Here is a 14,265-nt window from a genome sequence, read left to right as displayed (position 1 = left end):
TAAATGGCGGATTTGGAACGGGGTTCTTTCCAGACACTGTATAATCAGGCGAAACGTCTTGTACCTCTACATCGAGACATTGAAGCAAAGATTGGATGCGATCAACCAGTTACGCGTCGATCGCGCACTGGCAGCAATGGGGCCTGCGTTTCAACAGGTTTACCAACTGCTTCCCGTCTTTTTACATCAACATCACCCTCTGATGCCGGGATACCTTGAAGGTAAGGTTCCGCATGGTATCTGCATTTTCACGCCTGATGAATCCCAAACTAACTACCTGACTGACCTTGAAGAAAAATGGGGCAGCCCGCTTGAACTGCTGGCGAAAGGCGAATTGCCGATTACCGGTGTGTATTCGATGGGTAGCACCTCATCTATTGGCCAGAGCCAAAGCTCAGATCTTGATATCTGGGTCTGTCATCAGTCATGGCTCGATAATGAAGAACGTAACCGCTTACAGCTAAAATGCAGCCTCTTAGAAAAATGGGCCGCCTCGCTGGGTGTGGAAGTCAGCTTCTTCCTGATTGATGAAAACCGCTTCCGCCACAATGAAAGTGGCAGTCTGGGCGGTGAAGACTGCGGTTCAACGCAGCACATTTTATTACTTGATGAATTCTATCGCACGGCTGTGCGCATGGCCGGTAAACGTATTTTGTGGAATATGGTGCCGGGCGAAGAAGAAGGGCATTACGATGAATATGTTCTTTCTCTTTATGCGCAGGGCGCACTGACGCCTAACGAATGGCTCGATCTCGGTGGCCTGAGCACGCTGTCGGCAGAAGAGTATTTCGGCGCGAGCCTCTGGCAGCTCTATAAAAGCATCGATTCGCCATACAAAGCGGTGTTGAAAACGCTGCTGCTGGAAACCTATTCGTGGGAATACCCGCAAACACAATTGCTGGCAATGGACATCAAACAGCGCCTGCATCAGGGTGAGATCGTCTGCTTCGGTCTTGATTCCTATTGTATGATGCTCGACCGCGTGACCCGTTACCTTACCCAGATTGAAGATTTCACCCGCCTTGATTTAGTCCGCCGCTGTTTCTACTTGAAAGTCTGTGAAAAACTCTCCCGCGCACGAGCGTCGGTGGGCTGGCGTCGCGAAATTCTCAGCCAGCTGGTGGCAGAATGGGGCTGGGACGAAGAACGTCTGGCGATGCTGGACAACCGGGCGAACTGGAAAATCGAGCGTGTGCGTGAAGCGCATAACGAACTGCTTGATGCCATGATGCAAAGCTATCGCAACCTGATTCGTTTTGCCCGTCGCAACAATTTAAGCGTCAGCGCCAGCCCGCAGGATATTGGCGTGCTGACCCGTAAGTTGTACGCTGCATTTGAAGCGCTGCCGGGCAAAGTCACACTGGTGAATCCGCAGATTTCACCTGACCTGTCCGAAAACGATTTAACCTTTATCCATGTGCCGATTGGCCGTGCAAACCGCACCGGCTGGTATCTGTATAACCAGTCGCCGTCGATGGAATCCATCGTCAGCCATCAGCCGCTGGAATATAACCGTTACCTGAATAAACTGGTGGCGTGGGCGTATTTCAATGGCCTGCTGACATCAACTACGCGCCTGCACATTAAAAGCGGCAGCCTGTGTGATATCGCCAAACTGCGCGAGCTGGTGGCGGATGTGTCCCACAGTTTCCCGCTACGTTTACCTGCGCCGACGCCAAAAGCGTTGTACAGCCCGTGCGAAATCCGGCATCTGGCCATTATCGTGAATCTTGAACACGATCCGACCGCCGCTTTCCGCAATCAGGTCGTGCATTTTGATTTCCGTAAACTGGATGTTTTCAGTTTCGGCCAGAATCAGGAATGCATGGTAGGCAGCATTGATTTGCTTTACCGCAATTCGTGGAACGAAGTGCGTACGCTGCATTTCAGCGGCGAGCAGGCCGTGCTGGAAGCGCTGAAAACCATTTTGGGCAAAATGCATCAGGATGCTGCACCGCCGGAATCAGTGGAAGTATTCTGCTACAGCCAGCACCTGCGTGGCCTTATCCGTACGCGCATTCAGCAACTGGTATCGGAGTGTATTGAACTTCGCCTGTCGAGCAAGCGTCTTGAACCGGGCCGTTTCAAAGCTGTGAGGGTTTCCGGCCAGACATGGGGACTGTTCTTCGAGCGCCTGAGTGTATCGGTGCAGAAGCTGGAAAACGCGATTGAATTTTACGGTGCAATTTCTAACAACAAATTGCATGGATTATCGGTGAAATTGCAGACCGATCAGGCACACCTGCCTGCGGTGATTGACGGCTACGCCAGTGAAGGGATCATTCAGTTCTTCTTTGAAGACAGTGCTGATGACATCGGTTTCAATATTTATATTCTTGATGAATCAAACCGTGTCGAGGTGTACCACCATTGTGAAGGCAGTAAAGAGGATCTGGTGCGCGACGTCAGCCGGTTTTATTCCTCTTCACACGACCGGTTTACCTATGGCTCGAGTTTTATTAATTTCAATCTGCCGCAGTTTTATCAGATTGTGTCCCTCGACGATCGTCTGCAGGTGATCCCTTTTCGCAGCAACGCACTCTCTGCTGCCTGCAGCACCGTACCTGAAAGCGACGCCGAACCTTCCCGGCTGAAACAGCAATTTCAGTTGCACTAGAAAAGATGTCCGTAATGCACAGACGTAGCAGATTATCTGGCTTTCCTTGCCTTTAGTCCCTGAAAACGTGCCAGTGGGTTTTGTCGATTCCTGTTGCTTTTCATGATCCACCTGCGATTATAGAGAGCTTGGTCGCATGAATTACGGGCATTCATAAAATGAAAAACGCTTTACGCTGGTCTCTGGCCGCGACAGTACTCTTCTCTCTCTCGGGCTGCGGGCTAAAAGGGCCGTTGTATTTCCCACCAGCGGAAAAATCCGCAACACAAAAAACCAGCAATGTACCGGGTACGGCTAATGACGGCTCATCGCAGGAAAAAGGTGTATCACCAGAAGACCTCACGACGAACTCCAGAGATTAACGGGCAAGTTGTCAGGGAATTCGGGCAATGTCGCGAAACCTGCTCCTTAAAGGATCATCGCGACTGGATTTGACCAGCGGTAAACGGAGTCAGTTATGCAGTTCTCCAAAATGCACGGCCTGGGCAACGATTTTATGGTCGTTGACGCCGTCACTCAAAATGTCTATTTCTCTCCTGAGCTGATCCGCCGTTTGTCTGATCGCCACCGCGGTGTGGGTTTTGACCAGTTGCTGGTGGTTGAGCCGCCTTACGATCCCGAACTCGACTTCCATTACCGCATTTTTAACGCCGATGGCAGCGAAGTGGCGCAATGTGGTAATGGCGCCCGCTGTTTCGCCCGCTTTGTCCGCATCAAAGGTCTGACGAACAAACGCGATATCCGCGTCAGTACGCAGACAGGCCGCATGGTGCTGACAGTCACGGAAGATGAAGAAGTGCAGGTCAATATGGGTGAGCCGGTCTTTGAACCGCAGCAGATCCCCTTCCGTGCAGCGAAACCGGAAAAGACCTATATTCTGCGCGCAGAAGAGCGCACAGTATTCTGTGGTGCGGTTTCTATGGGAAATCCGCACTGTGTATTACAGGTTGAGGATGTTCTGACGGCAGACGTCGAAATTCTCGGACCTGTACTGGAAAGCCACGAACGTTTCCCTGAGCGCGTGAACGTCGGGTTCATGCAGATTGTCAGCCCGGAAAGCATAAAGCTGCGCGTATATGAGCGCGGTGCAGGCGAAACGCAGGCATGCGGTAGCGGTGCCTGTGCGGCGGTTGCAGTCGGGATTCAGCAAGGCTTACTTGCAGAAGAAGTTCAGGTGGAACTGCCGGGAGGCAGCCTCGATATTCGCTGGAAAGGCCCGGGTCATCCGCTGTATATGACCGGACCCGCCACTCATGTTTACGACGGATTTATTCATCTATGAACAATCTTGATGACCAGATTGAACCGGTGATTGCACTCGACGACGACAGCGTGATGCAATATCTGCTGCAAAACCCGGATTTCTTCATCCGCAATGCCCGCAGCGTTGAGCAAATGCATGTACCGCACCCGGTAAAAGGCAGCACTTCGCTGGTGGAGTGGCAGCTCGGACGTCAGCGTCATCAGATTGCTCAGCTCGAAGAAGAAATTACGTTGCTGATGGAACAGGCGTCGATCAACGAATCGTTGTTTGGGCGTATGATCGAGTTACAGGCAACGCTCGCGGCGGCCAGTAGCTTGCAGGATATGCTCAACCGTCTGCAACGCTGGGCACGCAGTCTGGGCCTGGCCGGTGCTAACGTCCGTTTGTTCAGTGAAGGCTGGCGCATCGGTGCACCATCTGATTTCACTCACCTGGCTGTCAGCCGCAGTGCGTTTGAATCCATGCGCATTCAGCGTCTGGGCGAAACCCCGCATTATCTTGGTGGCCTGAATGGCCCTGAGCTGTTATTGCTCTTACCGCAGGCCAAGGCTGTCGGTTCAGTCGCGCTTTCGCTGATGGGCGAACAAGGCGAGCTGGGCGTGCTGATTTTCAGCAGCCGTGACCCGCAGCACTATCAGCCTGGGATGGGTACCGTATTACTCGATCAGCTGGCCAAAATGTTACCCGGCCTGCTGGAACGCTGGATTGAACGGGTATGAGCCCGTCTGAATCGCCTCTGTTTCCCGCAACTGAGGCGTTTCTGCGTTATTTACACGTCGAGCGCCAGCTCAGCCCGTTAACGACCTCCAATTACAGCCGCCAGTTAGAGGCTCTGATCGTCATTTCCGGCGAGATAGGCATTACTCACTGGCAGCAACTCGACGTACCGAAAGTGCGTATGTTGCTGGCACGCAGTAAGCGTGCTGGTTTGGGGGCGTCCAGCCTGGCTTTACGCATGTCTTCGCTGCGCAGTTTTCTTGACTGGCTGGTGCGTCAGGGCGTATTAAGCGCCAATCCTGCTAAAGGGATTTCCACCCCACGCGCCCCTAAACATCTGCCGAAAAATCTCGACGTCGATGAAGTGAATAAACTGCTGGAAATCAATCTCGACGATCCACTTTCTGTGCGGGACCGTGCGATGCTGGAAGTGATGTACGGCGGCGGCCTGCGTTTATCCGAACTGGTGGGTATCGACTGCAAAGATATTGATATGGCCTCGGGCGAAGTACGTGTTCTGGGGAAAGGCAGCAAAGAGCGCAAAGTCCCCATCGGGCGAACGGCGGTTACCTGGCTGGAACACTGGCTGGAAAGGCGTGCGCTGTTTGGCCCGAAGGATGACGCGATGTTTCTTTCAAGCCAGGGCAACCGGATTTCCGCCCGCAACGTGCAAAAGCGCTTTGCCGAGTGGGGCGTGAAACAGGGCGTCAACAGCCATATTCACCCGCACAAGTTGCGCCACTCTTTTGCGACGCATGTGCTGGAATCAAGTGGTGATTTGCGTGCTGTACAGGAATTGCTGGGCCACGCCAATCTGTCTACCACACAAATCTATACCCACCTGGACTTTCAACACCTGGCGACAGTTTACGACGCCGCGCATCCCCGCGCAAAACGAGGAAAATCCTGATGAAGTTCTATCGTCCGTTGAAACGCATTGAAGCGATCACCTTCGATTTAGACGACACCCTGTACGACAATTATGATGTTATCCGCCGTACCGATGCCGAAACTCTGAAATTCATGCAGGGTTTCCACCCCGCTCTGGCGGATATGGCACCGGATACGGTTCGCCTGATGCGTACAGAGTTACTGGCACAGGATGCAGAGATTTATCACGACGTGACGCAATGGCGTCGTCAGGCCGTTCTGCTGGCAATGACCCGCGCGGGTCTGAGCCGCCGTGAGGCTGAACAGGGTACAGCCGCCACAATGGAAACGTTCGCCCAGTGGCGTAGCAAGATCTTCGTGCCGCAGGAAAACCACGATGCATTGGCCGCGCTCGCTGAACGCTGGCCTCTGGTGGCGATTACCAACGGTAATGCCGATCCTCACGCCTGCGGTCTGGCACAATATTTTCAGTTTACGTTGCGTGCGGGTGAACATGGCCGCGCCAAACCGTATGCCGACATGTATAAAAAGGCCTCGCTGAAGCTGGATTTACCGCTGGAGCAAATTCTCCACGTAGGTGATGATCTGACCACCGACGTCGCCGGTTCCGTGCGTTGCGGCATGCAGTCCTGCTGGATTAACCTTCGTGAAGGTGACCTGATGCATATCAGGGATGCCCGTCTGTTGCCGCATATTGAGATTTCGCAGTTGGCATCGCTGACAGCATTGCTATAATCCCTTCTTAAATTACTCTGTATAAATTCACAGTAGAAAAGCGTTCACGGCGGCACAGACCCCGTGAATGTTTTCTCATCCTGACCAACGGTGCCTATGGACGTTTCTGACCTGCTCGACAGCCTGAATGAAAAACAACGTGAAGCCGTGGCTGCGCCGCGCAGCAATCTGTTGGTGCTGGCCGGTGCAGGCAGTGGCAAAACCCGCGTGCTGGTGCATCGCATTGCGTGGCTTCTGGCGGTAGAAAATTGCTCGCCGTATTCCATCATGGCGGTGACGTTCACCAACAAAGCCGCAGCGGAAATGCGTCACCGAATTGATCACCTGATCGGCACCAGTCAGGGCGGCATGTGGATCGGAACTTTCCACGGGCTGGCGCACCGTTTGTTGCGTGCGCACCATCTCGACGCCAACTTGCCGCAGGATTTCCAGATCCTCGACAGCGACGACCAGATGCGCCTGATTAAGCGTCTGATTAAGGCGTTGAATATTGACGATAAACAATGGCCACCGCGTCAGGCGATGTGGTACATCAACGGTAAAAAAGACGAAGGTTTACGTCCTCAGCATGTTGAAACCTATAACAATCCAATCGAAGCGACCTGGTTACGTATTTATCAGGCCTACCAGGAAGCCTGTGATCGCGCCGGGCTGGTGGATTTTGCCGAGCTTTTACTGCGTGCCCACGAATTATGGTTAAACAAGCCGCATATTCTTCAGCACTATCGCGAACGTTTCACCAACCTGCTGGTGGACGAATTCCAGGACACCAACAGCATTCAGTACGCCTGGATCCGTCTGCTGGCGGGCGATAACAATAACGTGATGATCGTCGGTGATGATGATCAGTCAATTTATGGCTGGCGCGGTGCTCAGGTCGAAAATATCCAGCGTTTCCTGAAAGATTTCCCGAAAGCAGAAACTATCCGCTTAGAGCAAAATTACCGTTCAACCAGCACTATCCTGAAAGCGGCTAACTCACTGATTGAAAACAACAACGGACGCATGGGGAAAAACCTGTGGACCGAAGATGGCGAAGGTGAACCGATCTCGCTGTATTGCGCATTCAACGAGCTGGATGAGTCGCGTTTTGTAGTTAACCGGATCAAAACCTGGCAGGACAATGGTGGTGCGCTGAAAGATTGTGCCATTTTGTACCGCAGCAACGCCCAGTCGCGTGTGCTGGAAGAAGCGTTATTACAGATGGCGATGCCGTACCGCATTTACGGCGGCCAGCGATTCTTCGATCGTCAGGAAATCAAAGATGCACTGGCCTATCTGCGTCTGATGTCCAACCGCAATGACGATGCCGCGTTTGAACGTGTGGTGAATACACCAACGCGTGGCATCGGCGACCGTACGCTGGACGTGGTTCGCCAGACCGCGCGCGACCGTCAGATGACCATGTGGCAGGCGACGCGCGCACTGTTGCAGGACAAAGTACTGGCGGGGCGTGCTGCGGCTTCGCTGCAACGCTTTACCGAACTGGTTGACGCACTGGCGCATGAAACTGCGGATATGCCGCTGCACGTACAGACTGACCGCGTGATCAAAGATTCCGGCCTGTTCATCATGTACGAGCAGGAAAAAGGTGAAAAAGGCCAGGCGCGTATCGAAAACTTAGAGGAACTGGTGACGGCGACGCGCCAGTTCAGCTATCAGGATGAAGACGAAGACCTGATGCCATTGCAGGCATTTCTGTCTCATGCCGCACTGGAAGCGGGCGAAGGGCAGGCGGATGCGAATCAGGACGCAACACAGCTGATGACTCTGCACTCGGCGAAAGGTCTGGAATTCCCGCAGGTGTTTATCGTCGGGATGGAAGAGGGCATGTTCCCAAGCCAGATGTCCCTGGAAGAAGGCGGGCGTCTGGAAGAAGAACGCCGGCTGGCGTACGTCGGGGTAACCCGCGCGATGCAAAAACTGACTCTGACTTACGCCGAAACCCGTCGCTTATACGGCAAAGAAGTCTCGCACCGTCCGTCACGTTTTGTCGGTGAACTACCGGAAGACTGTGTCGAAGAAGTGCGAATGCGCGCCAACGTTTCACGCCCGATGAGCAACCGCAGCATGGGCACGCCAACCAACGTCAGCGACACCGGTTTCAAGCTTGGGCAGCGCGTTAATCACCCTAAATTTGGAGAAGGCACCATCGTCAACATGGAAGGCAGCGGCGAACACAGCCGTCTGCAAGTCGCGTTCCCCGGAGAAGGGATCAAGTGGCTTGTTGCGGCCTACGCGAGATTAGAGCCTGCAAGCTAGCTTACTGGTGCTTTTGAGATTGGGCAGTGCTCGCAATCCTCACGTACTTGAGTACGCTCCGGTTGCTGTGCGCTGTCCGCACTCAAAATCCCTGCGCCGCTGACGCTTGCTGCGCAGTATTGAAGGGCAAAAGTTACCGGCCAAAAACCTCGCCTTCTTCCGCTTTCGCATACCATTCCAGCGTGGCTTTTACGCGCTCGTCGCCTTCCGGTGGTGTACCGGGAAGATAATCCTGTTCCAGCACCGGCTGATATGCGCCGTGTTTCACTTCAAAGATAACGCCGCCTTCGTCGAGCGACAACACGCTGTGCCATGTGTTGGCCGGGATTTCCAGCAGACGGGTTTCGGCACCCAGCCACAGGCGGTCGGTCACTTTTCCGCTGGCATCATAAATCAGCACCAGAAAACGCCCGCGCAAAGCTGTCAGCATTTCCCAGGTGTGGGGATGACGATGAATACGCACGTAAGTGCCAGGCTCCATCGCGATCACCAGACGCTGAACATCGTCTTCCGGTGCCGGATGAATATTCAAATTCTGGCGCAGCCGCGGTGAGTTAGCGGCTTTGGTGATCAGGTCGCACAGGGTGTCTTGGTTAATCTGTTTAATCATTTGGGTTATCTGAAAAGTGTGAAGAAATCAGGTCTCTGAGTGTAGCCAAAAAAGCGGCTGCACATAAGCCAGTAAAGGTTGCTAACAATGCCTGAAATTTATGCATAAATGTTGCCAGAATAGATTTGTTCGCGGTTGACAGTCTTTTTATTCCCGGCGTAACATGCGCGCACTATTATCAATGAGGAACTGCGCCTTGGACACACCCAGTAGATACTGGCTCAATAACCTGTTCACCAGGTACCACTTCTAAGGCCTTCCTCTTTGCTGATGGCCTTCGTGGTTGTCAGCGACCCCCGTTCTGTCGCTGTGAGTCAGATCTGAATTTGGTCTGAATTACATGGGTGACATCTCTCTCCCTGTGATTTTCTGTGCTTCAATGCGTTGTCCACTTTCCGTCATTCTTGGGAGAAAGGGCACATGCTGAGTGCTTTTAAATTAGAAAACAGCCGCTTATCCCGTTTAGAGCTGGACGAGTCAGACGATCTCAAAACCTCATTGTGGGTGGATCTGGTCGAGCCTGACGATCAGGAACGTGAGCGCGTTCAATGTGAATTAGGGCAAAGCCTGGCAACGCGTCCTGAACTGGACGACATCGAAGCTTCCGCACGTTTCTTTGAAGATGAAGACGGTCTGCACATTCACTCCTTCTTTTACTATGAAGATGCCGAAGACCACGCGGGCAACAGCACCGTCGCTTTTACCGTGCGTGAAGGGCGTCTGTATACCCTGCGGGAGCGCGAATTACCGGCATTTCGCCTCTACCGTATGCGCGCCAGGAACCAGAAACTGGTTGACGGCAACGCGTATGAGCTGCTGCTGGATTTGTTCGAAACCAAAATCGAACAACTGGCGGATGAGATTGAAAATATCTACAGCGATCTGGAAAAGCTCAGCCGCGTGATCATGGAAGGGCATCAGGGCGACGAGTACGACGCGGCGCTTTCCACGCTGGCTGAGCTGGAAGATATCGGCTGGAAAGTCCGGTTGTGTCTGATGGATACCCAGCGCGCCCTGAATTTCCTGGTGCGTAAAGCCCGATTACCGGCAGGCCAGCTGGAGCAGGCGCGCGAAGTGTTACGCGATATCGAATCTCTTTTGCCGCACAACGAATCTCTGTTCCAGAAAGTAAACTTCCTGATGCAGGCGGCGATGGGTTTTATCAACATCGAGCAGAACCGCATCATCAAGATCTTCTCGGTCGTTTCTGTTGTGTTCCTGCCGCCAACGCTTGTGGCTTCCAGCTACGGGATGAACTTCGAATTTATGCCTGAGCTGAAATGGTCGTTCGGCTATCCCGGGGCCATTACACTCATGATCCTCGCCGGACTGGCTCCTTATCTCTACTTCAAACGTAAAAACTGGTTATAACCGGCAAGGCAATATTTCCCCCTCCCGGGTTCGCCTGAGGAGGGAAATTCCGTCTTTGTTAGCGTTGCGCGGTTCCCAGCTGTATTTGAAGTATGCTAATAAAGAGCGCTGAACTCTTCTCAAATACAGACTAAATACCATGTTGATGGAAAGGATGGCGCCGGCGGGGCAGTGGGTAATTCTCGTCGCTTCCTCGCTGATTTTGGGCATTATTCTTCAAACCTTCCATGTGCCCGCCGCGCTATTGCTTGGGCCGATGATTGTCGGCGTCATCATGGGGCTGTTCGGCGCCAGTGTGCGTATTCATCCCCTGTTTTTCAAAATATCCCAGGGCGTGCTCGGTTGCATGATTGCGCAAAGCCTCTCGCCGTCTATTTTACCTCCATTACTCAATGACTGGCCGCTGGTACTGATGGTCCTGGCCGCGACGCTGTTTGCCAGCGGGCTCTCCGGCTGGCTGCTGGTGCGCTTTAGCAACCTGCCCGGCCCGACCGGTGCCTGGGGTTCATCTCCGGGCGGAGCCAGCGCGATGGTGGCGATGGCCGGTGATTTCGGCGCGGACGTTCGTCTGGTCGCGTTTATGCAGTATCTCCGGGTGCTGTTTGTTGCCACTGCGGCGGCCTTTGTTGCGCGCGTGAGCATGGGTGACAGCGCGTCGCTGGCGGCGGCCGTTGTCTGGTTCCCGCCGCTGACCTGGCGGTTCTTCGCCACCGTTTTTCTGGCGCTGGCCGGTGTCTGGCTGGGGCCTCGTTTGCGCATTCCTTCCGGTGCGCTGCTGCTTCCGGCCGTCGTCGGCGCAGTTCTGCACTCCACCGGTACCGTAACCTTAGAAGTGCCGGAATGGTTGCTGGCAATGGCGTATACGCTGATTGGCTGGAGTGTCGGGTTACGGTTCACGCGGCCCATTTTTAAACTGGCACTGCGCACGTTGCCACAGATGATTGCCTCAATTATCGGGCTGATGCTGATTTGCGGGGGAATGGCGTGGGTGCTGACCAAACTTCTGGGTGTCGATATGCTGACGGCTTATCTGGCGACCAGCCCGGGCGGGCTGGACACCGTGGCGATTATTGCCGCAGGCAGCCATGCGGATTTAGGTTTTGTGATGGCGATGCAGACATTGCGTCTGATCACCATCCTCGTGACCGGCCCGGCGATGGCGCGTTTTATTTCACGCAGCGCTGTGCCCGCTTCTTCCTCGTCTTAACCGGCCTTGCGTGTAAAGCGCGTCGCCGATAAAGCACAGTAACCCGACCCAGATAAAGCCGAACGTAATCAGCTGCGAAGGGTGAACGGTTTCGCCATAGAACACCACCGCCAGCAGGAACATCAGCGTCGGGCCGAGATACTGGAAAAAGCCCAGCGTTGAAAGCTTCAGGCGCGCGGCGGCGGCGGTAAAGAACAGCAGCGGGATTGTGGTAATAATCCCGGCGGCCATCAGCAGCAAATCCAGCGACCACGGATTTGCCGCCAGATTGCTGGTCGGGCTGTTGGCGATAAAGAACAGATAAATCGCCGCGACCGGCAGCAACCACAGCGTTTCAATCAGCATCCCGGTCTGGGAATCAACGCCAATTTTTTTACGCAACAAACCGTAGAATGCGAAAGTCAGCGACAGCCCGATCGCGATAACTGGCACGGAGCCAAATATCCAGACCTGAACCAGAACCCCGGCGAAAGCCAGTGCGACGGCAAACCATTGTAATGCGCGGAATCTTTCTCGCAAAAACAACATGCCAAGCACCACATTCACCAGCGGGTTGATAAAGTAGCCGAGGCTGGCTTCCAGAATATGGTCATGATTAATCGCCCAGATGAAAATCAGCCAGTTCCCACCGACAAGCAGCGCGGTGATCAGTAACATGCCGACTTTCTTTGGTTGTGCGAACACCCGCCGGACATCGCCCCAGTTGCGGCTGACAGACAGAAGCACCAGCATGAAAAAGAATGACCAGATCACCCGGTGGGTCAGAATTTCATCTGCGGGAACCTGTTTGATCAATTTGAAATACGCCGGAGCGATTCCCCAGATCAGATAGGCAATAAAGGCAAAAATAATACCTTGCCGGGTACGGTGTGCTTCCATGTGGGTACCTGAAAAAGAAGGAAAAACAAACAAGAGTTTACCTGATTTGTTTCACCAGATTCAGTTTCTGGCGAAACAAAAAGCACAATGCGCTTATTCCCCGCGCCGCGTTGTCAGCCAACCAGGTAAGTGGCCGTCGTTGTCGCGATGTGCAGGCCGGTGTCATTGTGCAAATCAACGCGCGCAACAGACACTTTATTGCCAGCACGGATAAGGCTGGCGGTGGCAATAAAATATTCGCCACGGCCCGGACGCAGATAATCGACGCGCAAATCGACGGTGCCCATTTTTGATAACCGCTGGCGCATTTCCGCCTCCAGTAACGGGTGATCGGGTTTGTCGCGGCGGATAAGTGAACTGGTGACACAAACCAGTCCGGCGGCGACGTCCAGTACAGCGGCGATCACGCCACCATGTAGAATTTTTTGCGCCGCGTTGCCGACCAGCCTGGTTTGATTGGCAAATTTTAACTCGGCGTAATCGCCGTCAAGACGTTTGAGTTCCAGCCCCAGCTCGCGGTTAAACGGCATATCGTAAACGAAAATATTGCCGATCAGTTGCAGTGCGGCCTCGTGGCTGAGAGATGAAGCAGACATGAATGAATTCCTGACGAAAACGGAGAAGGGGCATATTCGCCGAAAAAGTTAACTGAATGTTGATTTTAGGTGCTCAAAGATGGGATTTCTACATAACACCTGATAAATGTATTCAATGCTCATGCTGAAATGCTTTTGCGTGTAAAATGCCCTGTTTTTTGGGTTTAGTATCTTTGGCCACGTAGCGGGCTTACTTTCATGGGATGGAGGAATAATGCATAAAATTTGGGCTGTCGGGGTCGCTATGTTGGCGGTGCCATTCCTGGGGCATGCAGAAGAAGCAACGATTCAGAAAGTGCATGACCAGCCAGCAGTACGCGGCAGTATTATTGCTAATATGTTGCAAGAACACGACAACCCTTTCACGCTTTATCCTTATGAATCTAACTACTTACTGTACACAGACACCAGTAATCTCAATAAAGATGCTATTAAGTCCTACAACTGGGCTAAAAATGCCAAGCATGATGAAGTTGAGTTCCAGCTAAGCCTGGCGTTCCCGCTGTGGCGCGGCATCGCGGGTGATAACTCGGTGCTCGGTGCGTCTTATACGCAGAAGTCTTTCTGGCAGTTATCCAACCGTGGCGAATCTTCCCCATTCCGTGAAACCAATTATGAGCCACAACTGTTCCTGGCCTGGGCGACAGATTATGATTTTCTGGGCTGGACTTTACGTGAGGCTGAATATGGTGTGAACCATGATTCCAACGGACGTTCTGACCCGACGTCCCGCAGCTGGAACCGCATCTATGCCCGCTTTATGGCGCAAAACGGCAACTGGCAGGTTGATATCAAACCCTGGTACCGAATTCCCGAAAGCGACAAAAATGACGATAACCCGGACATCACCAAGTACATGGGCTATTACCGCCTGAAAATCGGTTATGCACTGGGTGACAGCGTGTTCAGCGTCGAAAGCCGCTACAACTGGAACACCGGCTACGGCGGCGCGACGACCGGCTGGAGCTATCCCATCACGAAACACGTTCGCTTCTATACTCAGGTATTCAGTGGATACGGTGAGTCAATGATCGACTATAACCATAAGCAGACTCGCGTGGGTGTGGGTATCATGCTCAACGATATGATGTAATGCCTGTCATGCCAGAGGTTGCA

General features: G+C 53.3%; 13 protein-coding genes. 10 read left to right on the top strand and 3 right to left on the bottom strand.

All coding sequences use genetic code 11. The annotated features are described in order from the left end of the window. Positions 1 to 58: 58 nt before the first annotated feature. The 7 genes from CWS43_RS22940 to uvrD all read left to right on the top strand — a co-directional run bounded on the left by CWS43_RS22940 (position 59) and on the right by uvrD (position 8,486). On the top strand, positions 59 to 2,617 hold the full coding sequence (locus tag CWS43_RS22940; protein ID WP_101079451.1) for a class I adenylate cyclase: 2,559 nt from the start codon (positions 59 to 61) through the stop codon (positions 2,615 to 2,617). Between the two features lie 158 nt (positions 2,618 to 2,775). Next, positions 2,776 to 2,979: a lipoprotein gene (locus CWS43_RS22935; RefSeq protein WP_101079450.1), complete on the top strand. Its 204-nt coding sequence runs from the start codon at positions 2,776 to 2,778 to the stop codon at positions 2,977 to 2,979. Between the two features lie 95 nt (positions 2,980 to 3,074). Continuing rightward, complete coding sequence (dapF, locus tag CWS43_RS22930; protein WP_101079449.1) at positions 3,075 to 3,899, top strand: diaminopimelate epimerase; 825 nt, start codon at positions 3,075 to 3,077, stop codon at positions 3,897 to 3,899. Continuing rightward, on the top strand, positions 3,896 to 4,600 hold the full coding sequence (locus CWS43_RS22925; RefSeq protein WP_101079448.1) for a DUF484 domain-containing protein: 705 nt from the start codon (positions 3,896 to 3,898) through the stop codon (positions 4,598 to 4,600). The genes dapF and CWS43_RS22925 overlap by 4 nt, the downstream gene beginning before the upstream one ends. After that, positions 4,597 to 5,508, top strand: coding sequence for a tyrosine recombinase XerC (gene xerC, locus CWS43_RS22920; protein WP_101079447.1), 912 nt, complete (start codon positions 4,597 to 4,599; stop codon positions 5,506 to 5,508). The genes CWS43_RS22925 and xerC overlap by 4 nt, the downstream gene beginning before the upstream one ends. Continuing rightward, positions 5,508 to 6,224 (top strand): 5-amino-6-(5-phospho-D-ribitylamino)uracil phosphatase YigB, encoded by a 717-nt coding sequence (gene yigB, locus CWS43_RS22915; RefSeq protein ID WP_101079446.1) that lies wholly within the window; start codon positions 5,508 to 5,510, stop codon positions 6,222 to 6,224. Before xerC ends, yigB begins: the two co-directional genes overlap by 1 nt. Before the next feature lie 96 nt (positions 6,225 to 6,320). Then, positions 6,321 to 8,486 (top strand): DNA helicase II, encoded by a 2,166-nt coding sequence (gene uvrD, locus CWS43_RS22910; RefSeq protein ID WP_101079445.1) that lies wholly within the window; start codon positions 6,321 to 6,323, stop codon positions 8,484 to 8,486. Between the two features lie 133 nt (positions 8,487 to 8,619). Here uvrD and CWS43_RS22900 read toward each other — a convergent pair whose 3' ends face one another. Further along, positions 8,620 to 9,096: a WbuC family cupin fold metalloprotein gene (locus CWS43_RS22900; protein WP_101079443.1), complete on the bottom strand. Its 477-nt coding sequence runs from the start codon at positions 9,094 to 9,096 to the stop codon at positions 8,620 to 8,622. A gap of 420 nt (positions 9,097 to 9,516) precedes the next feature. On the opposite strand from CWS43_RS22900, the gene corA reads away from it, so the two are divergent. Together corA and CWS43_RS22890 are read left to right on the top strand one after the other, a co-directional pair. Beyond that, entirely contained in the window at positions 9,517 to 10,467 is a 951-nt protein-coding gene (corA, locus tag CWS43_RS22895; RefSeq protein WP_101079442.1) for a magnesium/cobalt transporter CorA, read from the top strand. A 139-nt stretch (positions 10,468 to 10,606) separates the two neighbouring features. Beyond that, positions 10,607 to 11,674 (top strand): AbrB family transcriptional regulator, encoded by a 1,068-nt coding sequence (locus CWS43_RS22890; RefSeq protein WP_369825929.1) that lies wholly within the window; start codon positions 10,607 to 10,609, stop codon positions 11,672 to 11,674. Here CWS43_RS22890 and rarD read toward each other — a convergent pair. Further along, entirely contained in the window at positions 11,639 to 12,553 is a 915-nt protein-coding gene (gene rarD / locus CWS43_RS22885; RefSeq protein WP_101079441.1) for an EamA family transporter RarD, read from the bottom strand. The genes CWS43_RS22890 and rarD overlap by 36 nt on opposite strands. Before the next feature lie 113 nt (positions 12,554 to 12,666). Further along, positions 12,667 to 13,149, bottom strand: coding sequence for a thioesterase family protein (locus CWS43_RS22880; protein WP_101079440.1), 483 nt, complete (start codon positions 13,147 to 13,149; stop codon positions 12,667 to 12,669). A gap of 214 nt (positions 13,150 to 13,363) precedes the next feature. Here CWS43_RS22880 and pldA point away from each other — a divergent pair, with 214 nt between their 5' ends. Next, positions 13,364 to 14,242, top strand: a complete 879-nt coding sequence (gene pldA / locus CWS43_RS22875; protein ID WP_101079439.1) for a phospholipase A — start codon at positions 13,364 to 13,366, stop codon at positions 14,240 to 14,242. Positions 14,243 to 14,265: the final 23 nt, after the last annotated feature.

The organism is Rahnella sp. AA, assembly GCF_002834385.1.
In the GTDB taxonomy this organism is placed as follows: domain Bacteria; phylum Pseudomonadota; class Gammaproteobacteria; order Enterobacterales; family Enterobacteriaceae; genus Rahnella.
Note: the sequence above shows the minus strand (reverse complement) of the source record. Positions and strands in the feature narration are given on the sequence as shown.